Annotated in this window: 21 protein-coding genes and 1 pseudogene; 13 read left to right on the top strand and 9 right to left on the bottom strand. The window is 62.4% G+C overall.

What is annotated here, in order from left to right:
• The first annotated feature begins 832 nt into the window (after nt 1-832).
• The 5 genes from AC3G88_RS21420 (at nt 833) to AC3G88_RS21400 (ending at nt 4,194) form a co-directional block, all read left to right on the top strand.
• Nucleotides 833-1,426 (top strand): hypothetical protein, encoded by a 594-nt coding sequence (locus tag AC3G88_RS21420; RefSeq protein WP_488893883.1) that lies wholly within the window; start codon nt 833-835, stop codon nt 1,424-1,426.
• A gap of 113 nt (nt 1,427-1,539) precedes the next feature.
• A complete protein-coding gene (locus tag AC3G88_RS21415) occupies nt 1,540-1,974 on the top strand; it encodes a hypothetical protein (RefSeq protein WP_488893882.1) in 435 nt (144 codons plus the stop codon).
• Nucleotides 1,975-2,116: 142 nt separating this feature from the next.
• Complete coding sequence (locus AC3G88_RS21410) at nt 2,117-2,344, top strand: hypothetical protein (RefSeq protein ID WP_488893881.1); 228 nt, start codon at nt 2,117-2,119, stop codon at nt 2,342-2,344.
• Between the two features lie 555 nt (nt 2,345-2,899).
• A complete protein-coding gene (locus tag AC3G88_RS21405) occupies nt 2,900-3,541 on the top strand; it encodes a hypothetical protein (protein WP_488893880.1) in 642 nt (213 codons plus the stop codon).
• Nucleotides 3,541-4,194, top strand: coding sequence for an RES family NAD+ phosphorylase (locus tag AC3G88_RS21400; protein ID WP_488893879.1), 654 nt, complete (start codon nt 3,541-3,543; stop codon nt 4,192-4,194). Before AC3G88_RS21405 ends, AC3G88_RS21400 begins: the two co-directional genes overlap by 1 nt.
• Before the next feature lie 40 nt (nt 4,195-4,234).
• Here AC3G88_RS21400 and AC3G88_RS21395 read toward each other — a convergent pair whose 3' ends face one another.
• Nucleotides 4,235-5,410, bottom strand: coding sequence for a tyrosine-type recombinase/integrase (locus AC3G88_RS21395; RefSeq protein ID WP_488893878.1), 1,176 nt, complete (start codon nt 5,408-5,410; stop codon nt 4,235-4,237).
• A 214-nt stretch (nt 5,411-5,624) separates the two neighbouring features.
• Here AC3G88_RS21395 and AC3G88_RS21390 point away from each other — a divergent pair, with 214 nt between their 5' ends.
• The gene (locus tag AC3G88_RS21390) at nt 5,625-6,449 is read left to right on the top strand and encodes a cell envelope biogenesis protein TolA (protein ID WP_488893877.1); all 825 of its coding nucleotides are present in this window, start codon (nt 5,625-5,627) and stop codon (nt 6,447-6,449) included.
• A gap of 462 nt (nt 6,450-6,911) precedes the next feature.
• On the opposite strand, the gene AC3G88_RS21385 is transcribed toward AC3G88_RS21390, so the two are convergent.
• The 3 genes from AC3G88_RS21385 to AC3G88_RS21375 form a co-directional block, all read right to left on the bottom strand.
• Nucleotides 6,912-8,039: an AlbA family DNA-binding domain-containing protein gene (locus AC3G88_RS21385; protein WP_488893876.1), complete on the bottom strand. Its 1,128-nt coding sequence runs from the start codon at nt 8,037-8,039 to the stop codon at nt 6,912-6,914.
• Nucleotides 8,040-8,155: 116 nt separating this feature from the next.
• Nucleotides 8,156-9,190, bottom strand: coding sequence for a DUF3800 domain-containing protein (locus tag AC3G88_RS21380; protein WP_488893875.1), 1,035 nt, complete (start codon nt 9,188-9,190; stop codon nt 8,156-8,158).
• A 346-nt stretch (nt 9,191-9,536) separates the two neighbouring features.
• The gene (locus AC3G88_RS21375) at nt 9,537-10,094 is read right to left on the bottom strand and encodes a PBECR2 nuclease fold domain-containing protein (RefSeq protein ID WP_488893874.1); all 558 of its coding nucleotides are present in this window, start codon (nt 10,092-10,094) and stop codon (nt 9,537-9,539) included.
• A 607-nt stretch (nt 10,095-10,701) separates the two neighbouring features.
• On the opposite strand from AC3G88_RS21375, the gene AC3G88_RS21370 reads away from it, so the two are divergent.
• Nucleotides 10,702-11,214 (top strand): hypothetical protein, encoded by a 513-nt coding sequence (locus tag AC3G88_RS21370; protein WP_488893873.1) that lies wholly within the window; start codon nt 10,702-10,704, stop codon nt 11,212-11,214.
• Between the two features lie 251 nt (nt 11,215-11,465).
• Here AC3G88_RS21370 and AC3G88_RS21365 read toward each other — a convergent pair whose 3' ends face one another.
• Genes AC3G88_RS21365 through AC3G88_RS21355 form a run of 3 tightly spaced genes read right to left on the bottom strand, consistent with a single transcriptional unit; the run spans nt 11,466 to nt 13,334 of the window.
• Nucleotides 11,466-12,275 (bottom strand): NYN domain-containing protein, encoded by an 810-nt coding sequence (locus AC3G88_RS21365; protein WP_488893872.1) that lies wholly within the window; start codon nt 12,273-12,275, stop codon nt 11,466-11,468.
• A complete protein-coding gene (locus AC3G88_RS21360) occupies nt 12,272-12,955 on the bottom strand; it encodes an SOS response-associated peptidase (protein ID WP_488893871.1) in 684 nt (227 codons plus the stop codon). Before AC3G88_RS21360 ends, AC3G88_RS21365 begins: the two co-directional genes overlap by 4 nt.
• Before the next feature lie 10 nt (nt 12,956-12,965).
• Nucleotides 12,966-13,334: a hypothetical protein gene (locus AC3G88_RS21355; RefSeq protein ID WP_153949549.1), complete on the bottom strand. Its 369-nt coding sequence runs from the start codon at nt 13,332-13,334 to the stop codon at nt 12,966-12,968.
• Nucleotides 13,335-13,445: 111 nt separating this feature from the next.
• Here AC3G88_RS21355 and AC3G88_RS21350 point away from each other — a divergent pair, with 111 nt between their 5' ends.
• Nucleotides 13,446-13,763 carry a hypothetical protein gene (locus AC3G88_RS21350; RefSeq protein ID WP_153949548.1) on the top strand — a complete coding sequence of 106 codons (318 nt, stop codon included), beginning with the start codon at nt 13,446-13,448 and terminating at the stop codon, nt 13,761-13,763.
• Nucleotides 13,764-13,809: 46 nt separating this feature from the next.
• Here AC3G88_RS21350 and AC3G88_RS21345 read toward each other — a convergent pair whose 3' ends face one another.
• Nucleotides 13,810-14,424 carry an ATP-dependent DNA ligase gene (locus AC3G88_RS21345; RefSeq protein WP_488893870.1) on the bottom strand — a complete coding sequence of 205 codons (615 nt, stop codon included), beginning with the start codon at nt 14,422-14,424 and terminating at the stop codon, nt 13,810-13,812.
• 762 nt (nt 14,425-15,186) lie between these two features.
• Here AC3G88_RS21345 and AC3G88_RS21340 point away from each other — a divergent pair.
• Genes AC3G88_RS21340 through AC3G88_RS21325 form a run of 4 tightly spaced genes read left to right on the top strand, consistent with a single transcriptional unit; the run spans nt 15,187 to nt 20,734 of the window.
• Complete coding sequence (locus tag AC3G88_RS21340) at nt 15,187-16,425, top strand: tyrosine-type recombinase/integrase (RefSeq protein WP_488893869.1); 1,239 nt, start codon at nt 15,187-15,189, stop codon at nt 16,423-16,425.
• Nucleotides 16,406-17,938: a tyrosine-type recombinase/integrase gene (locus AC3G88_RS21335; RefSeq protein ID WP_488893868.1), complete on the top strand. Its 1,533-nt coding sequence runs from the start codon at nt 16,406-16,408 to the stop codon at nt 17,936-17,938. The genes AC3G88_RS21340 and AC3G88_RS21335 overlap by 20 nt, the downstream gene beginning before the upstream one ends.
• Nucleotides 17,935-20,253, top strand: coding sequence for a hypothetical protein (locus tag AC3G88_RS21330; RefSeq protein ID WP_488893867.1), 2,319 nt, complete (start codon nt 17,935-17,937; stop codon nt 20,251-20,253). Before AC3G88_RS21335 ends, AC3G88_RS21330 begins: the two co-directional genes overlap by 4 nt.
• Complete coding sequence (locus AC3G88_RS21325) at nt 20,204-20,734, top strand: hypothetical protein (protein WP_488893866.1); 531 nt, start codon at nt 20,204-20,206, stop codon at nt 20,732-20,734. The genes AC3G88_RS21330 and AC3G88_RS21325 overlap by 50 nt, the downstream gene beginning before the upstream one ends.
• Nucleotides 20,735-21,046: 312 nt before the next feature.
• On the opposite strand, the pseudogene AC3G88_RS21320 reads toward AC3G88_RS21325, so the two are convergent.
• Nucleotides 21,047-21,280, bottom strand: a pseudogene (locus AC3G88_RS21320) (transposase); the annotation flags it as partial.
• 211 nt (nt 21,281-21,491) lie between these two features.
• Between AC3G88_RS21320 and AC3G88_RS21315 the strand changes: the two are divergent.
• Nucleotides 21,492-24,425 (top strand): Tn3 family transposase, encoded by a 2,934-nt coding sequence (locus tag AC3G88_RS21315; protein WP_488893865.1) that lies wholly within the window; start codon nt 21,492-21,494, stop codon nt 24,423-24,425.
• Nucleotides 24,426-24,771 lie beyond the last annotated feature (346 nt).

Here is a 24,771-nt window from a genome sequence, read left to right as displayed (position 1 = left end):
AGGAAACCGTGAAGCTACCAGAACGGTAGCCATTTAGTCTGTGGGCGGCCAAGTTAAACGGGCTGTGCCATATTGTGGTAGCGAAGCGATACCAAAGAGATACCCACAGCTAGTTGTCTCGGCCATAAGCGCAATGGCAGTAGCTGGTAGCTACCTGGAATCGATCAGATACTGTCAGCAAGGAATCTGCGATCAGGTTTCCATGATGCAATGAGCTTAGCTGGTAGCTATCGGATATCAGGGAAAGCGCGCGCAGGGTGGGTTGTGCCGGGATCCCCCAGCCGGGAACGCGCGGCGCGGTATCTGGTAGCTACCGGGAAGCGATCGGGCAAACACGGTTCGGCAGGCTTCCACGGATGCAGCGAGTAGCTGGTAGCTATCGGAAAGCTATCAGGAAAAGTAGGCGAGCGGGGTGTATGTTCAATTGAGGTCGCGGAGCCCCAGCCAGAAACATGTAGCGCGGTATCTGGTAGCTACCCGGAAGCTATCGAGCAAGCGCCGTGACTTCGCGCGGTTCCGCTGCGACACCCTTGCCAGCGATGCAATGAGAGTAGCTGGTAGCTATCGGAAAGCTATCAGGAAAAGAGGCGGGCGGGGCGCAGTGTTTCACTGGGAGGTTCGCGCCCCCAGCAAGAAACGCACTGCGCGGAACCTTGTGGCTACCTGGAAGCTATCGGATAGAGATCCGGAGGCTCGCAGAGCCGTATAACACGGGGCACTAGAACAGGGGCTATCTGGTAGCTACCGGCTAATGAAGTGAGAAGGTTCGGGATCTTTGGCCCCGGCGTTCAACGTAGAATATGGTGCGACTCCTTACAAGTCATTACGTCAAATGCGCGATCCATCCTCCACCGCCCGAGACCTGTTTGCGGCGCTGCGCGCCGCCGTCATCGACTCGGCGGGCGACCAGGATCCGAGCGTGGCGCTCGCGGTCACGGTGCATTCCATGCAGCCGCAGCCGCCCATCGCGGCCGACGGCAACCGGCGGTTGCGCTATACCTATCGGGACGCCACCAGTCGTGTAATCTTTACCTACAACGTGCGGGAGGACGACACCGGTCATCGCTTGCACGGCTTCCTGTCGGTGTGGATGTCGACGGGCAGGAATGCGGCTGGCACCAGATGCAGTATCTCGGAAAAGGCGAACAAGATGACCACGAAAATACCGGAGGCGGTCGGCCTGACGGTCGAGGATCTGATCCTAGCCCTGCAATCGGTCGCGGAGAAGGGCCATGGCAAGCTGCCGGCCCACACCCTGATGGGGGACCATACCGGCCCCATCCGCGGCATCGACGTGGTGCCGGGTTGGGGCCCCGCGGAGACGACCGTTGTCCTGGTGATGGCGGACGACGACAGCGACGAGCCTGGCACCACGCAGCGGATACTCCGCCAAAGCGTGACCGACGACGGCGGCGCTTATAAATGAGTGGCGATGGTTCCCTGAGGCCTCTATGCGCGGCTGACCGGCGCCGTCCCCGCGCCAAATCGGGCCGCTGGAGCCGTTTCGGGGCCCGTCCCATCTGAGGGGGGGCGATTTTGATGACCGAACCGCTATGCAAATTATTTTGCGGGCCGGCGGGGCCCTCGCCGGGGGCCCGGGCCATTTTCGCCATCATGATAACGGCGATCGACCAGGCGGTCCAGGCGCAGGACCCGACGCTGGCGTACTGGCAGGCCCGCCGCACCATGGCTTCGCTGCCCGCCATCTGGGAAAGCCCGCACCGCCTCGTGTATGCCTTCGCCCTCGAGGAGCCACATGGCGCCGTGACGTTTGCCTGCACACGCGACTTCAGCTTTTGCTCGACGGTCCGGTTTCACCTGGCCGCCCGACTGCTGGCGCATGGCGTCGAGCACGCGGCCCATGAGGGCGTGATCGGCGGCGCTTCACTCCCGGCGCCCGGCGCCTCCAAGCGCGGCGCGCGCGCAAGCCGCAAGGCGCACTGCACCGATGACAAAAAAATGCCCGCACCTTGACGGGACGGGCACATGGGGTGTTGCGAACGGGTCAATGTTCAGCACTGCAACGTTATCGGCGAGCCAAGCGAGGCGCTGCATCCCCCGGGAGCAGGGTGCAAAATGTGAGGACATTGTCGCAATGTGGAAAGGGGAGGCGGGTATGACCGACGAGAGACACTGGACCTATGCCGAACTGACGGCCGCCGCCGAGAAGGAAATCCGTTTCTTTGCCATGATGGCCGTGCCAACGCTCGACAACGGGGGTCGCCGCGACATTGCGATGCGCGCCTTCGGTGTGTACTTTTTCTGGGACAGCCTGACCAGCCTCCATCAGCGCGCGGGAGACAAGGAGCGGCTTCGGGGCCTGGTGGACGCTATCACCGCGTAGGCCCCGCGGGGCGCGGGGCGGAGCGGGAGACGGCGCGGCGCCAAAAAAAAGCCCGCCGCTAGGGTGGCGGCGGGCGCAAATCTTACGACGACGCAGGGTCAGACAGCGTCGCATGAGATTAATCCATAGCTTAGCGATTTCGGGATTAGGGGAAATGCGGTCAACTCGGGGCCACGGCACCCGTTTGGGCGATGCGCGCCACAGGGCGCTATGGCAACCTTCAGGGGCCGAGCAATCGGCCCTTTGCATTGATGAGCCACGACCACAGCCGGCCGTGGCTTTTTTTTTGGCCGCTATTTGCTCTCACCCAGTCTGCCACGTGCGATAAGAAGGCTTTTCGGACTGGCTGCCCTCTTGGCGGCTTTTTCATCATTACGCAACTATCGCGATAAGAAAAGTTATTCCGCCGGGAGCGCCCGGGGAGGGCGTTCGCAAGCTTCAGGCGCGTAATTTATATACTGAATGTTCTCCGAATAGCCGCCCGACGCCGCTTGCAAGCTTGATGTCATGAAGTTCATGAACTATCATCGAGCCAGATAAAGGAGTTCGGAAACCATGACCAAATACAAGTCGGCACTGTCGCATAGCGTTGCCCGCACCTCTGTCGCGCTGCCCGAGCCCGCCCGGCGCGACTTTGCGGACAAGCTGCTCGAGCGCGTCATGCAACTGGCGGGGGACGAAGCCAGTAGCCAGCACCTGACGGTGGCGCTGCTCGACCGCTTGATCCTGGGGGCTGCCGAGGCACTCTCCGATGACACCCCGGGAAGGGCGCAGGAAAGCCAGGATCCTTTGCAAGCCGCCCGCGATCGCGGCCGCCAGTACGCCCTGGCCGAGCTGCAGCGTCCGGAAAACCTCTCCTTGCGGGACGCCTCCACCTACGCCGGGCGGTCCGATCGCGCGATCAACGAGGCGCGCCTGAGCGGGCAGTTGTACGCGCTGGTGCCGCCCGGCAAGCAGCGGGGGCTGCGCTATCCGCAATGGCAGTTCGACGCCGAGGCTTCCCGACTGGCCGCTGTGCTGGCACCCTTTATCGAAGCCAGCGCCAGTGGCTGGATCGTGCACAATTTTATGCAGCGCCCGCTGGATGCGCTGGGCGGCGAGCGGCCGATGGACTGGGTGCTGGACGTCGCGCGACCCATCGAAACGGTGGTCGAAGCGGCGAAGGCCCGGTTTGCCGGCGAGCAGGGGGCTGCCTGATGGCGCTGCTGACGGCGGAGGCGCTGGGTTGCCCGGTGCCTCCTCCGGATCTGGCTGACCGCGTCATGCCCGTGAAGGAACTGCCTTGTCGATCGACCCCTGTCTGGAGAATCCATCGGGCCGTCTACGGGGCCATTCACTACAACCGCCGTTCGGCCGGCGGTCAGCCCTACCGCTTTGATGCGCCCCATGATGAATTCGGCGTGCTGTATGCCTCGCCAAGCTTCGGCGCCTGCATGGCCGAAGCGGTCATCCGGGACCGCTTTCACGGAAAAACGCTGCCCTTGTTGCTGGACGAGGAGGAACTCGCGCAACGCTGCGTGAGTCGACTGGACGTTGCGGGCAGCCGTCGCCTGAGACTGGCTGACCTGACCCGGCCGCACGTGCACCTCGGCATGGACAACCGCATTTTCTCGACCGCCGACTACCGCGGTCCGAACCTGTGGAGCGCGGCGATTCGGGACGCGTTCCCGGACCTCGACGGCCTGTACTTTACGTCGCGCTTTGCCAACGAGCCCAGCGTAGCGGTCTTCGACCGGGCGCGCCTCGTGCCGCGTGGCACGCCGATCCCCTTGCTCGAATTCCCGTTGTTGGCGGACTTCCTGGACGCCTACGGGATCGGCCTGGCGCCCGGTGGCGACTGCTGGGGCTGACGACCGGGCGGCACAGGCACGAAGGGGAGGGCGACGCGCGCTACACGGCAGGCAACTTGCCGGCAAGCGACCGCGCGACGTCTTCGAGCGCTTCGTGCGTGTAGCGCCGCGTCGTATTGATGTCGCGGTGCCGCAACGAGCGCTGCACATCGGTCACGGGCGCCCCCGCGCGCAGCAGGTGCGTCGCATGCGAGTGGCGCAGCCAGTGCGTCGACGCGCTGCGCAGGTTGGCCGCATCGTCGGCGTGGCCCGACGCCTCCAGCCGGTCGGCCGCGGCCGCGAACACCTCGCGCACGATGGCATAGACGCCCTGGCGCGTGCGCACGGGGCGGGCGAGCTTGCGCTGCAGCGCGAGCGCGTCGGTGAGCGGCGCCTGGCGCTGCCGGCCGCCCGCAATGGCGGGGATGACCGCCATGGTGTCGGTGGCGCGCGGCGCGGGCGACAGGCCCACCAGCTGCCGGAAACGCGCGAGTTCGGCCATCACGTTGTCGCACGGCACGAGCTGGTCGTTGCCGCCCTTGGCCTCGCGGATGCGCACGGTCCAGAACTCCCCGCTTTTTCCCCTCTGGCGTTCGAAATCCGGCCAGGTCAGCGCCGCCACCTCGGAGGCGCGCAAGCCGGTCTGGAACAGCAGGGCCAGCAGCAGCCGGTCGCGCGCCTTGTGCAACTGGGCCCAAAGCGTCGGCGCCGGGCGGGCCTCGATGGCATCGAACACGGCCGCCACCTGCTCGGCCTCGAGGAAGCGCCGCTGCGAGCCCGGCCCGCGTGCCGCCCGCGCCCGCGGCACCGCCTGGAATGGATTCACGCGCAGCGCCTGCACCCCGACCAGCCAGTCGAACAGGCCGCCCACGATAGTGGCGGTCTGCCGGCGCGAGGCTTCCGAGAGCGGCCCCCGCAACGGGCGCCAGGCCGGGCTGTCCTGCCGCGCGCGGCCGTCGCCCACCGCGTGCGGCGGCGGATCGGCGAGGAAGGCCAGGTAGCCGTTGGCGTCGGCCACCTGCCAGCTGGCCAGCGGCCGCCCCAGCGCATGGGCGTACCAGAGCAGGCGGTGCGCCTCGAGCGCGTACTGGGCGCGGGTGCTGGCGCGGAGGCCCAGGCCCGCCGCGTACTTGGTGTCGAGCCAGGTCCGCACCAGTTGGGCGTCGGTCTGGCCGGCGGGCAGCACCGGGCTGGCCAGGGCATTGGGCGGGGGCAGGGCAGGGAGGAGGGCGTTCATATGGGGTCGGTAGGGGCCAAAACACGAGAGCAAAGCGGCGGTCACGGCCCGCCACGCCTTGTGGGCGGCGGCTTCGCCACACGACCGGTGCAGTATAGCCAATTTCCCGATCTGTTTGTCATTATTGGGCTAATGACAAAACGTATTGGTAATGGATACTGTTAATCGTACTAAGAAAGGGTAGACTATCGACTATCCATTTGATAGTTCACCGATGCCCCGCACACCCACCGCCTTTGCCGACGCTGAACTGCTCGCCATCACCCGCGCGCTCCGGCAGCTCGACGTCGCCCACGCCGACAACCGCGCCTTCCTGCGGCGCGCCTTCGATGCGATCGACCGCATCACCGGGCGCACGTTCGGGGCGTCCGTCTATCGCCGGTTGCTGGCCGCCGCCGGCGTGGTGCGGTCGCCAAGCGGCCAGACCGTGGCGGCGGTGATCGCCGAGCGCAAGGCTGCGCCCACGGCAGCGGGGGAGGCCGAGCGCCGCGCGCTGCTCGACGACGGCCTGCGCGTCTTCCTGCACAAGGAAATCCGCGTCGCGCTGGACGAGACCGGCGCGGCCGCCCAACGCGTGGCCGCCGCCGCGCCGGCGACGGCGATACCGAAATCAGCAGCGGCGGCAGGAGAAGAGGGCAGTGGGCTGGCGGCGCTGCTGACTCAGCGCGTGGCCACGCTGGAGGAAGAAAACCGCCAGTTGCGGGAACGCGCGGGCACCGCGGAGGCAGTCAGCCGGGCGGCGCAGGCCGAGGCGGCCTCGGCGCAGGCGGCGCTCGCGGCCGCGCGGGCGGCCCTGGCCGACAAGGAAGCCGGCTTGGTCGCGGCGCTGCAGGCGGCCACGGACGAAATGGCGCGCATGGGCGAGCGCCAGGCGGCGGCCGAGCGCCGGCGGGCCCTGGAGACCGACGCCGTGCGGCAGGCCTACCGGGCCGAGCGCGATGCGCTGGCGGGGCGGGTGAGTTTTCTGGAGGAAGAACTCAAAACGGCGCGTGCCGGCGTGGACGCTTACCGTCAGGCGCTGCGCAGTAAAGGGGGGTGACGCCAAACCTCAAGGAGCGGAGAAAAGAAAAAAGCCCAGAAGCGCGGACGATCTGGGCTTTTTATCCGAGAGACTCGGTCGAACTGTGCGATTTAAGCGGCGTTCTCGCGTAGCTTTAGCGACCACTGCCACGATGCTCCCGTCCTTAGCCTCCCCGCGCGGAGGCTCTATTGGTGGCGGGCGTGGATCCGGGGTTTTGGAGTTGCGCACCGGGACGTCAGTAATGCTTTCATTTGACGGCCCTCCTTTCCTCTCAGCGAAGTTTCGTGGGAGAGCCGGAATATTACCACTTGGCGCTTTTAAATCAAAGCTCGCTTGCGGCACTTAAAGTGCGGACGGCGATCGTCGTACTTGATGTGTCCGATGCCTGGCGAAGAAAAGCGTGCGACCGCCGTTGGCGCGCGACGACGCGTGCGGGAGGCTTAGTCATTGCGCCGCGTCTTGTGCGATGAAGGCAATCAGCTAGATGAATCGTCCCTGGACACCATCGCGGCCGAACGCACGGTGCAACTGCACGCGTAGCTCCTCGAGGAGCGCGGCACGGCGCGCGGCGTCGAACTCGGGAGGGTCGATGAACCAGGCCGGCAGCGGCAAGGTGTCCTCTTGCGTCGCGACGCCCCAGGGCGGATTACCATGTGCATCCTGCAGCGGACGCTGGCCGCGCACACCGACCAGCGTTACGGCGAACTGGTGCGGCCCGGCCACGCCGAACCTATCAAGGCCTTCCAGCCACCGTGGCAGGAGCGTGGTTGCATCGCGATGTAGCCAAGGCAGCGCCAGCCCCGAGTTATCACCGAGTTGCGGATCCAGCATCCGGTACGCTTCGAGCGCGCCGCCGCGGAAGATCTGCACGTATGACAGCCACCCGGTTTCCCCCTCATGGCCCTTGCGGACCACGCCTTCAAGGTTGGGCTGAGGCGCGCGTCCAGTGTCCTCCGGGGGCGCAAAGTCGCGCGCCGCCGCGGCCGCTAACAGGTCGATCGGTGCCGGTGCGCCGAGCGGCCACAGGTGAATGAACGCCGCCGGACCCGGCTGGAGCGGTAACGGCAGCCGGCCCGCGTAGTAGCGTGCAACGCGGTCTTCCCGGAAGGCTTCCCACGCATGCGTTGCCTGGTCACGCCCCATAAAGGCTTGCCGTAGCCCGTGAATGTCGTATTCGGTATTCCGCGCATCTGTGCGCACCATGAAGCGGCGGCCACTGACCGTGCGATGCGGGCCGGCCCAGCTCTGTGGTACGCGAATGCCCGCAATCCAGCGGCCCCCATCGACCGGCACGCACTCGATGCGCACGCCGGCGAGTTGGGGCTCGAGACCGCTTTCGATCATCTGGCCTACACGCAGCCGGAACCTGTCGGCGTCGGCAAACTGAATGCCCGGTAACTCATCTATCACGCCGTCGGCGTCCTCCGCTACGCCCAAGAGCAGCCAGCCGCCGCGCGCGTTTGCCATGGCACAGACGTCCTCGATCAGGCCACGGCGGTGATCGGCGTTATCGGGATTGAAGTCGGATTTGAAGTCGAGCTCGACGGACTCGCGGGCACCGTTGTCGCGTAGAGCATGCAGCGTTTCCTGATTCAATGTGGTCAGCATTGGGGCTCACCCCTCATAGTCGAATTGTCGTCCACATGGTCCGGGTGAACCGCGGCGCTAGCGTAGGGCAACTGGCCGTGAGCGACTACGTAGCGGCAAAAACCGGCCCGTAGATGTTACGAGAAGTTCTTCGCGAAGTAGTCGATCACCTCGGCTGCCTGCGTGTTCTTGTGGGAGCGCTTTATCGCTTCGAAGTCCGTAGTCGGCAACAAGTGAATGATCTGGTCGTCCTTGTAGAGTGCAACGACCTCATTCTCGGCGATCCCCGTTTCTCGGATAGTTTTTACAGCGTCTATTGCTGCACCGATCATGACGTCGCACAACTGTACTGCTGGGCTCTTCTTCGAATCGACTTGCGCTACCTCCTTGAGCTTGAGCGGGAACTTCAGCCCAGCGATGTCTGACGCTCGGAATTCAATATCGACATCGTGAGCAATGAGTTTGGAGATCACTTCCCCGTAGCGCAGGAGGTTCTTCGAACGATCATGCTCAATCCGATATTCGGACGAGATCATTGACTCGAGCCGTGAGATCAAGGACTGCAATACGACAAAGGCGGCGTCCGTGGATACCTTGGGGTTCCGGATGGCATCAAGGCAGTCCGGGTAACCGTTTACCAGGGGACCGAGCACTTCCGGCATTTCATTCCATTTCGTCCGTCGTGCGGCAGCGACGAGATCGCGCACTGACTCGGAAGTCTTGGCTTTCATTGCTCGCTGAAAGGCTGCGAGTAGGGCGGCGAACTCGATTCGACCCAAAAGCCCGGGGCCGGCGTAATAGAGCATGGACGCCATGGAGAGGTTTCCGCCGTCCTCATATAGATCGAAGCCGTTATCGTAATAGAACGGCTCGACGGCGTAGTCGACGAACATGAGCAAGAGCAGGTAGCGCTTATCGCAGACGTATGTAATTGCCTTGGTCGAAGCGAGAATATCTCGCTGCAGTGCAAGGAGTCGCGGACGGTTGTTGTCCCTTCGCGCCAGGGAAGAGTACTTGAGCTCCGGGGCTTGTAGCTTCGGAAAGTGCTCCTTGATCAGTCTGGACGCCTCGTCATCGCTAATGCTGATCGCGGTTGCGCCCTGGTAGGGCTGCGGCGGATTGAGTAGGTCGAAGCCCGTGTACCCGCTCTCGTCGATCGAGATCCTCTCCATAATGTCCTTTTCCGTTCGGTATGCCGCGCTTCGCCGGCATGGCCTAAAAGAGGTGCATAAGGCATTTACACGGCAATTTTTCGAGCCAAGTCACCTTTTTGTCACTTTGCCAGATAGCGAGCCTATAGGGGAAGGACGTAAAAGAATCGTTTTAGGCCTTTTCAGGTGCGGATTTCGGACTATCATCCGCAGGGTGATTCGGGGAATGCTTTCGGCCTTGGATTCGGTTATAATGGTCGCAAGAGCGCGAAACCGGCTGCTTCCAGGGAGCGATAGCCGGCGTAGGAACACCGTAGGTGCCTTGGATCTTGCGTCGTGTGAGACCTCTTCCTTTCCCTAAAGGTCATTAGGGCGTGCCCTCAACGGGCACCGTTTCAGGCGAGTCCTCACCAGGCTCGCCTTTTGTTTTTTTGGGGCGCTCGTACATGAGTTTGCCATGCCTGTGTTTGTTCAGCGACTTGTGATCACAGTGCATGAAGTTCCAGAGAATACGTCCGTGCAAATGTTGGACGACAACTAGCATCTGACGCTTGCCTGAGAAGAGGCCGATGTAGGCGTGGCGCGACGTTTCGTCGTCGTATTGGATTTCCCACACTTCATACGGATCCCTCAATGTTGCGATAGCGAGTCGCACGTACCGTTCACGCGCATCTGCTCGCTTTTCCACAATATGAGGGAGCTGATCGCGGTGGGCCGCCACTTCCCCCATCGGGGAAGGAAGCATGACGACAACCGCGTCGTCCGAAAATCCAAGTTCGGCAACAAGAATGGACATGGCCTCGTCGAAATCGGCGCCTGCGGGCACCGCAGCGATTTCTCCAAGGCTATCGGCATTGTCCACATGGCGTAGGTCCACCCGGCCCAGATCAACCCATTTTGGTTGGTCCTTCTTCTCAACTGCCATGTATGTTGTTTTCCGATGCAGCTCTACTGTGGTACTCACGCGGGTGCCGGGGGGCACAAGCTATACCAAAAATGTCCCAACCTCGCCATAGTCATCTCGGCGCCGAAGGAAAGTGCCGACCTTACCCTTCGCAGCGTGGCTGCGATTTTGCCACATGCCGACGTCGCGCAGCCAAGAAAGAGTGCGGAGCAATGTGCCGGTACGAGTGGGCGATGCTCGTGGCGAACTGATCGGCCGATATGAGGTTTCTTGACATACGCACCTTTAGTCGACAACCGATCAAATGTTCCACATCGAAACGGTGCAAAATGCGGAAGGAGAAGTCGCAGACAGGGGCAAAAATGATTTGGCGACGTAGTAAGCAAAGACAAAAACCTTTGGTCACGAACGACGTCAGGGCAGTCGGTGTCGCGATGCGCGCGAGCAGCCAATGTTGGCATGGCACCTGCGGCGAGCGATGGAGTGAGGCGGCAAGCGCAGGGACGTACCAAGGGCTCTACCAGCAGAATGAGTCGTAGCCGTAAACTTGATTTGACTTCGGCCGATAACTGAGACGATTGGTTGACCGACATTGTGTCGGTACCAGTTATAACTCGGAGGACAGTACGTGTTCGGTTTTTTTGATAGCAAGTCCATTCGCCGTAGTGGCGCCATCCTTGTCGCTGGGCTGCTGCCCGCAATGAGCTACGCGGCAACCTCGACCATTGAAGTGAAGGTCGAGTCGACGTCCTTTGTGTCTGGGTCGCGCACGCTGCAACTCGAAGACGGTGTTCCGCAGACGGTGACGCTTGAGCGACCGGCGGCAGCAAAGTTCGATGGCCGTTGCCGTATTTTTGGTCTGATTGGGCCAGATGGCAGCATTCCGACGGTTGTCAAAATCGATATCACGGCCAATCGGGTAGATGACAAGAACGTCGTGACGAAAGCGAATATCCTCGCGCGCAAAGCGGGGGATGTACGGGAAACACTGGTATCTGCCAGCGGAGATCGCGCAGGCTGCCCGACGGTTTCGGGCGTTTCCACAGAGGTTTCGAGCATGCTTCGTGCAGGCGAGTCGGCGCTGGTCTTCGACGCTCAGGGCGACAAGCGCGACATCGAAGTGGTTCTATCCGTGAAATGAGATCGAGCTGAAGCGATCCGATTGGAGCGCAAAAAGGCGCTCCACGTCAATCGTCGTCCGCGCCAGGCCGTAACGCTGCGCACTCTCTGTCTCCACGCGTGGGGTGGCAGTCTTATACGCCTACGACTCACGTGTGATATCTCCATGTCCCACCGGTCAAGTGCTCGCAGCCAGCGGCGCTGGGCAGGCGACCGCGGACCTTTTTAAGTCGTTGCGATGGCGCCCCATCTCGAGGTCGGTGTACGCTGCCGTTACCGAAGGCGAACCAAATGATCCTTGTCCCCCTTCTTGATCTCAACGAGCGTGTCCAAGGCCTTCAACATCTCGCTGAAGCTCGTTGCCCCATGGTCCTTGAGTGAAAACGCGGGGTCCAGGCGCTTGATCATCGGCCACACGCTTGCTTTGTGGACCCAGATATCCCCGCTCGACTCTGACAACAGGCGGATGGACCGGACGAGGATGTCAGCGGCCGCACCCTGGACCGGTAATGCCACGATCTCGGGCTGCACGTTGACGTCGCGTTGCATCGGCTCTTCCACCAAGTTGTCGTAGTAGCGAAACTCGTGACAGGATTTGGCCCAATGCCTGTTGGTGTTCTTTCGATTCCCGATGCCAATCAACGTGCGGCCCGCTGCCTTGATCTTCTGAGCCAGCGGCATGAAGTCACTGTCGCCGCCGATAATCACAACGGTTTCGATGTGCCTGAAGCGGTTGATGTCTTCGGCGGCATCCAGGCACAGTTTGATATCCGCGCCGTTCTTTGCGGTAGGGCCCGGCGGGAACAGTTGGATCAGTTCGACGCACCCCTGGAGCAAGGCATCACGGTAGCGCCCGAAGAACTGCCAGTTGCAATATGCTCGGTTGATGGCGACCGTGCCAAATGATGAGCAAAGCTCTACCAGCGCCTGTACGTCGACGAGGGTATCTTGGGCTTTGAAGCGGACGTCAGCCTTGGTGTAGGAGCCTTCGCCATACTTGGCTTCGACCAGCGCCGCATGCAAGTTCTCAAAGTCCCAGTAAATCGCGACGGAGCGCCCGTTCCCATTGTCTTCGTAGTTCATGTGCCGGTCTCAGAATTGACTTTTGCGACGTCTGATGGAGGCACGATAGCTGATTTGGGCGGGATTGGGGCAGGCTGTGCGACGAGTTGTTCGGAGGGCATGAGTCGGAGGAGCGTCCTGGCAATCTCCGGATCTCGGCAATGTAACCACTCTTCCCAATCGCTTCTGGGCAACACGACAACGCCACGCTTCTCGCTATCCGGCTTATGGAAACGGCGTAGCAACGGGTGGCTATCGGCATTGAGTGTCGGCATGGTGAACGAGACCGCGCCATCGGGCCACGCGCGCCAGAGCCCCGCAATAGCGAACGGCTCACCGCCAGGAAGGCCGATCTTCCACCGCACGGCCTTGCCCGTCTCCCAATTCGGTTCGTAGAAAGCGGTCGCGCCTATGAGGCAAAGTTGGCCAGCCTTCCAGTGCTTTGCAAACGAGCTGAGTTTCCCGATTGTCTCGGTACGCGCATTTGCTGTCGGGAAGTAGCGGACGCCGGGCGGGAGCCTCCCCTTCGGGACCATACTGAACGAGCCCATGACGGCCTCGCGCGAGCCGTCCGCCGCCGCGCGCACGATGGGGGCCGGGTAGTCCGGCCAGGCGTCTGCCCGCCACTCTGCATCTGGCGGCTCAACGCCGAACACGTCACGCAGCAGCTGGCGCTGCAACGGGGCATAGTTCACGCACATCGCTCTCTCCCTAGTCCACTTTCTTACCGCGCCCGCGCACCACGTCCGCAGGGATCGGCGTTTCCATTTCCTCGCGCGTGATCGGCCGCATGCGCCACGCCTGGCGGTACTCGCGCATGTCGAAGTCGGCCCGCTCAAACCCGGAGAGGATCATGTCGTCGGCCGTTAGCTTCACTATTCGGGCGTCGTATAGCACGCCGAGCTCCGCCACGTCTTGGTGCTTGCTGTGGACCATGATGGCGTGCGGTATCACCCGATGGGCGTGCGCATCCATGCGGTCCTCGATTACCACCTGGCCGCGATACAGGCGCTGCCCGCCCCACCATCCCCGGTGCAGCCGGCGCCCCTCCTGACAGAGTTTCATGACTTCGAACAGCATACTGTATAAATATACAGTATCCCAGGCGCACGACAAGATAGAGATAGTAGATGCTTTACGGCTCGGTAAAGCTCACGTAAGATGTTGGCAACACATGGATAGTGGGGCGTTATGGCTACCGATAAAAAATATTTGCAGAGTGCGTACTCGTCGTTCGTCAACAGCGCCATTCAGCGCGTGGCGCGCTCGGGCGACCAGGTTTATCACTTCAACATTCCCTCGGAGGAACTGCGAGAAGCGTTTGGAGTGCAACGGCTTCGCCCGGAATCGCTCGCGGAAGTGCGCGGCTTTTTCGAACGGAAAGGCGCATCCGTTGACTATACGAAGGGCGAAGGCTTTGAGATCCATTTGGACCTCAATCGTGCTTCCTTGACGCCGAGCGAAGCCGAGCACCTGGCTATTGCGCTGGAAGTCGAGGCAGCGGGGTAATCGCTGGATCTTCGCACTGTTTGGGGGGCGCTTTGGCGCCCCTTTCTTATAGGTCGCGTTTGAAGCCGGGCAGAGTGGCGCCTGGCCGTTTGATCTTGAGCCACTGGAGGGACGGGCCCGCCACATAGAGGCTGCCCGCGCGCTTGGCCACGATTCCCTCGAGCTGAAGCGCCAGCACGGCCGCCCAGGCCGCGCGCCCGTCATCGAGGCCGCTCACGTAGAGCACGCTGGGCAGGCCTGCCACCAGGTCAGCCAGCCGCGCCTTGCGCTCCTCTATGGGCAGGCCGCGCACGTCCTGGCCAGCGTGCACCAACAGGTCGAAAGCACACAGCACGACCGGCGCCGCGCCGGCGTACCAGCGCCGCCGCATCGCGCGCTCGTGCAGCTGCAGAAAGTTGGATACGCCGCGCTCGAGGACGCTCACCTCGCCGTCAACGATATGGTGGCCAGCGGGTAGGCCGGCCAGCGCGGCCGGTATCTCAGGAAACCATGCTGCAGCATCGGCACCGCCTCGCGTGCGCACCTGGTCGCGCGTGGCCAGCACCCTGTACCCATCGTACTTAAACTGAAAGTGCCAGGCGCCGGTGCGCGGCAGGGCCTTGCTGGGCGTGGCCAGCATGGGCGATACGTTGGAGAGCTCGAGCTGCGACGCGCGCGGCATGGCAGGCTCCGTTCTGATACCCGGATGCCTCGATTCTGATATCAGAACGGGCCCGTTGGAACCTGCAGAAAGCAGTCATTTCTCTTGTCCCAACATCGCCATGCGGGTATGAAATCTGCCCGCCGACTATTGCATGGAGCCAGAACAGGTCCTTTGGGCAGTGTGGCCCACCGCCAGAAGGATTCGAATGTGGCTACCCGCCATCCCGGGATTTTTCAGCCGTGTCAGGCTTCGTTTAGCCGTCGCACTGGGCAACGCGGGCTCATCCGGTGCTGGCACTCGGTGTCCTTCGAGCACCCGAAGTCGTGCTGAACTGGCAGCACTTCGCCGCCTATGCCTGCCAGGCCGGCGAAGGATTGCCACGACAGCACGACCGGCACTTTCGCCACAGGACAGTTGAGTTTTGTGTATCTACTGGACATCTCCACGACTCCGTTACTTGGGAACGGACAGTGTGATGTCACGACTGCGGACGAAGTTGCGCGGTAGGGCGATGGAGTCGCAATGCAGGCAGTCGATGAAGGCGATTCGTCCCTCAGATGAAGCAACGAGCGCGAGGACTCAGCATTGTCTGGCCAAGCTACTGCCATCAGCGTTCGCGTTCGAATATTTCTGACAAGTCAGCTATTTAACATAAGCTTTGTTATGGCTACGACAGGTATGTTTTCATCTGTTGCGTCCTGAGCCTTGATTTGACGGGCCCTGGCGCAACGGCTGGGATGGTCTATGGTATAGATTCTCGGGCTTTGGGAAGCTTTTGCCATGATCGTCCAGTTGCGGCATCCGGCCGTCCCGCAGCGTCTGCACGGCACGACACTCGTGGATGCGTTGGGCTTGCCGCGGTACTGGGCCCATGTGTGGGCACAGTTGGCGCTCAGCGATCTGGCCGATCTGACCCAGCAGCACAAGCTGCGACATGTCGAGCGCCTCTACGCCTATGCCGACGACTTGTTCGGCGCTGGCGCCCTGGATGGCGCCTTGGCGGATCTGGACGAAGCTCGGCTGGGCACGATCCTCGAAGGCTGGTTTGTCTCGATCCGCAACCAGGCCATGCTGACCGCCTCGGATCAGGAACGGTGGCGCACCGGGCTGGCATTCGTCGTGGCGGTGTCGACCTGGCTGGCTCAGCAATCGACGGGTGAAGTCCGGCTGTCCCAACTCGATGCGCGCTGGCAGCGTCTCCAGTTGCTTTACGGCCAACTTCAGATCCAACGCCATCATCGCCCGAACATTCTGCGATCGTTGCCCGCAGCGGTTGTGCAATCCTTGTATGAGCACCTGGACCCGGAATCCGGTGCCAACCCCTTCAAGGGCATGCGCACGCGCTGGCGGGTCTTTACGGCCTTCGTGCTGATGTTGCATCAGGGGCTGCGCCGCGGCGAGTTGCTGCTGTTGACCGCCGACGCGGTCAAATCGGGCTTCGATGCGCGGCAGCAACGCGCCCGCTACTGGCTGAATGTGGGCGAGCATCGGCATGGCTCGGCTGATTCCCGGCATTCGCGGCCTGGCATCAAGACTGCCGATTCGATCCGGCAGGTTCCCGTCAGCGAACTGACGGCGAATCTGGTCCAGTGCTATGTCGACAACTACCGTGGGCGCCCCAACCACCCTTACCTGCTCAACGCGCAGACCGATACGCCGCTCTCCACGGAATCCCTGACCAAGCTCTTTGCCCGGGCCTCGGCCGCACTGCCGGCGCATGTCATTGCCGAATTGGAGGACCGCACCGGCAAGACCAGCATCACACCGCATGATCTGCGCCATACCTGTGCTGTGGTGCGGCTCAATCAGTTGCTGAGCCAGGGCGACTCGATGGATGAAGCGCTGCAGAAAATGCGCACCTTCTTCGGCTGGTCCCGGACCTCCGACATGCCCGCCCACTATGCCCGCGCCGTGTTCGAGGATCGCCTGTCGGCTATCTGGAACAACGTCTTCGACGACCGGATAGCGGTGCTGCGCGCCCTGCCATCGGGAGCCCGCGATGTCGGCGCCACGAATTGATACCGGTCACGGGGCCGTCAGCGAGACCGAGGCATGGCTGGCACCTCACGTACAGAAGCTGCCTGCGTTGCCGCCGTTGCTGCGGTACTACGATGACTTCGACGATGCTACGCGCGTGATCCATGACCCGGAAGGTGCTTCGATATTTACGGTCAGTTTTAATGGCATCAACCGCCATCTGGACTTCTCCGGGTATGGCCACAGTCATGCAGCTTTGCTGAAGCATCTATTCGTGTATCTGCTCAACGAAAATCTGCATATGTCCACTGCCGCCGGATATGTACTGGCAGCCAAGCAATTCAGTGACGCCGAGATATTGAGCCTGCTAAGAGCCGGTCCCGAGGGTTGTGTAGCCACCTGGAGCAACTTGCGTGGGTTAGGGAAAAAGGTGGATGCCTATGTGTTCGCCAAGTCCCTGCTGCGGCTGCTTTGCCACTATCGGCTGTGTGGATGGTCGCCCCAGTACCACGAGTTCCTCGGCATTGCCCTGCCCTTGCCCGCACGGGACAGCTACGCGGGTGTACGCACCGGCGAGGTCTTCCTGTCTGTCGAAGAGGAAGCGGTGATCGTGCGCTACCTGGATGACAGCGCACAGGCGTTGCGCGATGGCACGCGCCTAGACGATATGAAGCTGTGCGACACGGTAATGTTGCTGTGTGCCTACCAGTTCGGCATGCGGCCGATCCAGATTGCGCTGTTGACCATGCGTGACGTGCGGGTCTGGCAGGACGGCAGCGACGCGTTGCCGGCGGTACACCTGACCTTCCGCATGGCAAAGCAGCGGTACGGGGCAGTCATCAAGCCGCTGCCTCGTCGCGTGAAGCGGGAGTGGGCAGGCATCCTTGCGCAATGGGAACAGAATCAACGCCAGGCCGGCAATGCGGGCGGCGATCGCTTCTGCTCGGTGGGTTCTGCGCAGGAAGTCTCGCAGCGCATCGCGGACCTGACCGAACAACTGCTGGGCGTACGGGTCTCCGCCACAGATCTGCGGCACACGGCCGCGCAGCGGCTGGTGGACGCCGGTGCGAACCAGGAAGAGCTCGCCGCCTTCCTCGGGCACGCCAGTCTGACGACGGGGCTGGTGTATTACGACAGTTCGCCCAATCAGGCAGAACGCGTCAATCGCGCCATGGGCCTGTCGCCGATCTACCAGCAGGTCGCACGCATCGCCCATGCGCGCTTCATCAGCGCGGAAGAATTGGGTTCGCTCAAGGGAGAGCAGCAGATTGCGGGCGTGCCGCACGGCATCCCGATTGCAGGCATCGGCGGCTGCACGAGCGGACAACCCGCCTGCCCGTTCAATCCCGTGACCTCGTGCTACGGCTGTCATCGATTCATGCCGGTGCGTGATGTGGCCCTGCATCGCGAGGTGCTGGCAGGCCTGCGCGGTGTAGTGCGCTTCTTCCACGACGCCTCGCGTGCCGAGACGGAATCCCCTGCGTACCTGCAACTGCAACACACCATTGCTGGGGTGCAAGCGATATTGGCTGAACTGGAGGGCGCGGCAAAATGAATCCCGGTTACGGTGCCTACGTCGCGTTGGGGAAAAGCCTGGCGGAACAGCGTGGCCTGACCTGGTCGTTGCCGTGGGAGCCGGACGGTCGAGTCCGCAAAGGGCACGACTGGAATCTCAGCGCACTGGCGGGCGCTGTGCCCTCTCCCACGCGGTATCTGAACCATCTCGGCCGTGATGCCAAGACATTGCAAGCCATGGCGGCACGCTCGCCGGATTCGTCAGCCGCGCCGCTGTCGGCGGCCTGGCAGGATCTGATCAAGTCGGCCGCATTGGAGCAGTTGCTGGTCCGACGCAACACAACCGGACACATCGCCAACAACATCATTCGCCCCTTACGCGTGCTCGCAACGTGCTTGCCGGGCAAGGAGCCCTGGCAACTGACGACCGAAGACGCCAGCCTTGGCATCCAACTAGCGGGTAGCCTGCAAGCCTGCGGTAAATTGGGCGAGTTGGTTGAGGGTGTTCTGCGTAACCTGTTCGACGTCTATCGATTGGCCGACGCCGGGCCCATCGGCCAACGAGTGGTGCGGCCACAAGCTGCCTCGACCTCACGGCAGCGTGCGGCCTTCCTGAAGTCCGAAGACGAATTGCGGGAAAGCCTCGAGCAGCGCAAACGTGCCGAACGGCTACCGGAGCGGCGTGCCTTCTGGGAACTGGTGCGCATCGTGATGACCGAGACGCCTCGCAGCTTCGTCGATACGCTGCGCTTCCAGTGCTTGCGCGCCATGATCGTGACGGGACTGCGCATTGGCGAGATTACGTTGTTGCCCGCGGACTGGCAACGCACCCGTACCTACTATGACGAACGCGGCCAGTCGGCTGGGGTCCAGGGCGGCTACGCCGACGCCATGATGCTGCGCCACTTCGCTGAAAAGCAGCAGATCGAGACGAGCGATAGTCGAGCGTTGTTCGAAAAGGTGCAGTACGTCCCGGAAATGTTCCGCGACTTGCTAACGGAGTCACTGGAACGCAGCGCGGCACTGACGGCCCCCTTGCGCCGCACCCTGCGACAGCAAACCGAAACAGGGCGCCTGCTGCCTTGGTACGACGAACACGACATTGTGCCGGCCGCGCAACTGTACCCTCACCTGACGGGCAATCCCTTCTGGGCCGCCGTCGACAGTGAGTTGCGAGCGGCCCTGCTGGAACGCTACCGGGCCGACTTCGACGTTGCCCTGTTCGATGAAATACAGGATCACCAACGTGGTAGTCATGCGCAACAGCCTCGCCTCGATATGGCGGCATACGTTCACCTGAACCGTCTCGGCAAGGCCATGTTGGCGGAAGGCACGGTGCTGTCATTCCGGTATCCCGACGGCAGTGTGATCCCGCCCGGCACACGTATGCAGTGGGCTCGTACCTGTTTGCAGGTCGGCGAGCTCGAAGCCTATCTGCGCGCGTCGGTGCCGACCAAGCTCTCTGACACGGAGCCTCTGCTACTGATGTCTGGTGAGTTGCCAAGCTGGGAACTATTGTTCCTGTATCCCAAACGCTCGTTGGCGGAAGAGCGGGATGACGGCATCTGCGATGTGACGCGTGTCATGGCGGTGAATCGGCCAGACCCCAGCTTCATCGGCCATGCGCTCGGTGACCGCCCCTCCGGTGAACCGCTGTTCCACCGATATGGGCAGACGCCAGAGGACCGTGCGCTACGCCTGGAGTCGCACAAGCTGCGCCATCTCCAGAACACGGAACTGTTCCGGCTTGGCGTGGCGGACACGATCATCTCCAAGCGCTTCAACCGGCGAAGCGTGGCGCAAAGCTACGAGTATGACCATCGCAGCCTGGCGGAGCAGCTCGACCAGATTGAGCTACCGGTGGAGATCGAACTCTCCCTCGGAGAAAAAGCCACGACAGTGGCCAAGATGATCCAGGCCGGTAAGGCCACCGGGCCGATCGTGGCGGCGTTCCTGCGCATCCAGGCGGATGAGGGCGACGATGCCGCCTTCACCTATCTGAGAGCAGAAGCCGATGGCTTCCATGCCACGCCTTATGGCCACTGCCTGAACAGCTTCACGGTCGACCCATGCCCCAAGCACCTTGAATGCTTCACTGGCTGCCGGCATCTATCTGCCACCAACTTGCCCGAGAATCGCGCGTATCTCACCAGGCTGGAAGGGAAACTGGCGGCTGCGCTCGCGCATGCTGAAGCGCGTCCTTCCACGACACCGGGACGGGACAACCAGATTGCCCATGCGCGTGTGCGTCTCGATGGCGTGCGCAAGCTGCTAGCCAGCGCTACCGGCGAATCGCCCTTCCCTGATGGCCCAGATCTATCCAACCGACCGCTACCTGGAGTACTCGATGGGTGAGACTCTGACGACTACCCCTCCCCTCGACGACCCGGAACTCGTTCGCATCCTGGAGGATCTGCTGGCCCGCGACGAAACCATCACGGCGCGGGCCGTTGTACGCCACCACCCGGCACTGAAAGCAGCTTCGTCCATTACACGAAGTGCTGCACGTAGTCAGTTGCTTGCGCAATACCAGCAGCGGCAAGCCGAGTTCCGCCGCTGGCAGCGCCGCCTGCCACACCAGAGTTCGGCCAGCACTGCATCGGTGCTGGCCGAGAAAGATCTGCGCATTGCTGCGCTCGAACGACAGGTCGAACTGCTCACGGCGTCTCACCTGGCCATGATCCGCGTCGTAGGCGAACTGGGTGGATTCCAAAAGTGGGCAGCCTTCTATGAGCACTATGCCGAGGCCCGCCTCGAACTAGAGGCACTGGGTGCCATTCCTCGGGCAACCATCACGCCCATCAAGCCCGATCCTGAAAAGCCTCCCAAGGCATAAAAGCGCGCCGTGCTGGTGTTGCGTGGTGCGATCCCTAATTGCGCAACAAATCCTTGACCGAGTGTTGCGCAACATATGCAACGCATCAGCCTGTGGATAACTTCAATTTAAACCCCCAATATATCTATTATGTGGCGGTGTCGGCCCCTGCAACAGTCGGCCCCTATATACCAACTGTAGCTATCTGATAGCTACCAGATACCAGTCACCTTTGGCCTTGATGATGACGGCGGCTGTACTGTATATATATAAGGGGTATCCACTTAGCTCCAGAAGTCTGGACGCACTGGATGGATATACAGTGCTCGTATGCTACACCGTCTGAGCGCGGTGCACCACATCGGCATACGTCACAGGGGCTGTCACGACTGCCTGTTGGAGCAGCCGATAGAACAAAAGGCCGCGCGAGCCCGAGGTGCGGCGATTAAAGCGGAACACGAACTCGTCCAGGTAGGCGTCCAGATGCTCGGGCTGAACCGAGCCGTGGTGCGTGCCGAGAATCCAGCGTTTGACCAGCGAGGCGACCCGATGCAGGCGTCCCCTTGATTTCGGTGCAATTTACCGGGGTAGCCACCCCTAGCATTCACGCGGGTTTCCGGGCGGCGTCCGGGAAAATACCCCAGTAAATCAATAAGTTGCTGTCTACTGTCGCCGGTTGCATGCGATTGCCTCATAGCGCACTTACTGTGTCGGAACGTTGCGCCCCGGTCTCATTGCCGATAACCTCAGCGGTCCGTCTTACGCTTGGGAGAGCGCGATGGATCACTGGCAACTGGCGTATCTGGGCATGCGGCAGATTCCGCGCGAACTCAGCGAGTTCGAGCTTGCCACCTTCTTCACCTTCTCCGCGAAAGAGCGGGCCCTGATCGACGCGCGGCGCAGCCATTTGTACCGCTTGGCCTGTGCCGTTCACATCGGCTTTGTCCGCATGACGGGGCGCACCCTCGATGCCTACAAGCAAGTGCCCAAATTCCTCTGGGCCTTTGTGGGCGCGCAACTCGGCATCACGCCGCCGGACATGGGCACGCTGAGCGCGCTGTATGACGGGCGCACCGATACCTTGGTGGACCACCAGATGCTGGCCTATCAAGCCCTGGGGTTCAGCCCAATGGCAGAGCATCAGCGACGCTACGTGACGCGCTGGCTCAAGGAGCGGCTGGCAGGGCAACCGAGCCGCAGTGACCTGCTGCACGAGTTGAAGCGCTGGCTCTACGAGCATCGCATCCTGATTCCGCATGACCGAGCGCTGAAGCGGCTGATCAGCCAGGCCGGAGAGGCATTTGAGTCGGCCCTGGCTGACGCGCTGGTGCAGGCCTACGGCGAGGCCTCCCTCGATGCGTGGGGTGCCCTGCTACCGCGGCCAGAAAACGACCGGCCGAGCCTACAACAATGGCTGTGGGCTGTCCCGCTACGCAATTCGACCCATCAGATGGGCGAGTTGTTCGACAAGATCGACCGCCTGTACAAGCTGGGCATCCACAGCGGTTGGCCGGCGGCCTGCAATGAGGCGGTGGTGCGGCACTATGCGCGGCGCTGTGCCAACCGCCCGGCGTCGGTCAGCAAGCGGGTCGCGCAACAGTCCCGCCGCCTGGAATCGGCTTGCTTTTTACGCTATGCCTTATGCGCGGCCACGGATCAATTGTCGTCCATGCTGCGGCACTGGATTCGCAAATGCGTCAACGATGCCGGACGCCTAATTGACGCGGGCCGACCGGACCCAGGGACCAAGTTGCGGGAATTCGCTGCCGCGGTCAAAGCGCTGGTCGCAGACGAGACGCTGACACGGGATGCGCTCTGTCAGCAACTGAGCACTCTGGCTGACGAAGCAGCGGGTCAGCATCTATCGAGCCGTGCCAGCCTGATCCGTGCGCAACTCCTGTCGCGACACCGGCAGGCCCGAGCCATGCTGGGCAGATTGGTTCATCTGCCATTTGCGGCACAGTCGGCCCACCCGGTGATCGAGGCAATGGCGGTACTGCGCAAGCTCTATGCGCGCAGGGCCGACTGGCTCCCCGATCGGGTGATGGTTCGATTGGGACGCGCCTGGCAGCCAGCATTGGAGGGCTTGGATCGCAAGCGGGCCTTGGCCGCCTTCGAGTGGGGGACGCTGTTTGCCCTGCGGGTGGCGCTGCGCAATGGCTCGGTCTTCCTGGACCACAGCTTCGCCTTCCGCAGTCAGGTGGCCCTACTAATCCCCAAAGAAGATTGGCAAGCCCGGCGTAACCATTTCTACGGTCATCTCAAGCTGCCGCAGGACGCCAAGGCATTCCTCGATCCCGTGGTTGCACACCTGGATGCGGGGCTCGCTAGGTTACGCGATGCAGTCCAGCGTGGGGAGTTGAAGATCGATAGCGCGATCCATATCGATCCGCTCACGGCAAAGAAACCGGAAGCCTCCGTGGAGGCGCTGCGACGCGCGCTATTCGAGCGGCACCCCGGTGGGCAATTGCCCGAAATCCTGCTGGAGATTGACAGCAGCACCCACTTCAGCTGGCTCCTGCTGGGTCGGGAACCGCATTCGCGCAGCGAGCTGCTGATGGTCTACGCTGCAGTGCTGGCGCACGGCACCTCAATGTCGGCGGCGGACCTCGCACGGATGGTACCGGAGCTGTCGCCCAGCGCGATCCGGCAAATGATGCATCGCATCGCGGACGAGCGCAAACTGCGCCAGGCCGCCGATGCCGTCCTGATCTTCATGCATCAGCACCCGATCGCCCAGCACTGGGGACGCGCCGATCTGGCGTCGTCGGACATGATGTCGCTGGAGACCACGCGCACAGTCTGGCAGGCACGGGCTGATCCGCGCCGGCGCACGGCATCGCTCGGTATGTACACGCATGTCCGGGACCGCTGGGGCATCTTCTATGACCAGCCGATCCTACTAAACGAGCGGCAGGCCGGCGCCGCCATTGAGGGCGTCATCCGCCAGAGCGGATCGGAAGACGTGGCACAACTAGCGGTCGATACCCATGGCTACACCGATTTCGCCATGAGCCTGTCACGGCTGCTTGGCTTCGATCTCTGCCCGCGGCTTGCCCACCTGCGCGATCGCCGCCTGCATGTGCCCAAGGATCACGAGATACCGGCGGAATTGGCTGCAGTGGCGGACGCGGATGTCCGTCTGGTCTTGATCGAACGTGCCTGGGACGAGCTGGTCCGGATTGCGGCCTCGGTGCAAAGCGGGCAATGTACGGCAGTCCAGGCGCTGATGCGCTTCGGCGCAGCGGCGAAAGGTCAACCCGTCTATGAAGCTGGCGTACATCTCGGGCGGCTGTTTCGCACGATCTTCCTCATCGACTATTTCACCAATCCCCCGTTCCGCCATGAGATGCAGCATGCCTTGAACCGCGGCGAGGCGGTTCACACGGTGCAGCGGGCCATCCACTACGGCAAGATTCCCCTGGAATTGACCCGCCACGATGCGTCGCTGGCGGCGGTCTCGTCGGCCCTGACTTTGCTGTCCAATGCCGTGATGGCTTGGAACACGCTGCACATGCAACGGGCGCTGGACGCGATTGAGGCCATCGGCGGCGAGTCCATGCGCGCCGAGGACCTGCGACAGATTGCGCCGACTCGTCTGGAAGGCATCAATTTGCGTGGTACTTTCGATTTCCCGATTGCACGCTACGCGCACCGGCTGCTGCCGAGTGCGACAAGTCAGAACTCACCGGCATCATGGCGCACAGCTTGAGGCGAGAGCCGGTCGGCGCTTGTCGGCGCATGAAGCGCTATTCAGCTCGGGCGCGATGCTGACATTAGCTTGTCGCCTTTTCGCCAGTTACCGGTCACTCGTACATCGCATCCAAGGCCTCCTTGCCTTCGTCGCCTCAAGGGGGAGCCTAGCCTCACACACCTTGGATGACCTGATTTGGACGCCTGGACCTACGTAACTCCTCGCCAGTGCCAAGCTATTTCGCTGGAAAGCCAAAGCAGAAGGCCCGCCGCGGAGGTGAAAATTTGGCCCTCAGCCTGCCGGGGAACACCCACGCCGAGGAGCCCTAGTGCCCACGCTCCAACTGCAATGTACGCGGTCACAA

This window comes from Cupriavidus sp. 86D6, assembly GCF_057815095.1.
The sequence above is the reverse complement of the archived record's forward strand: the minus strand, read 5'-3'. Positions and strand labels throughout refer to the sequence as shown.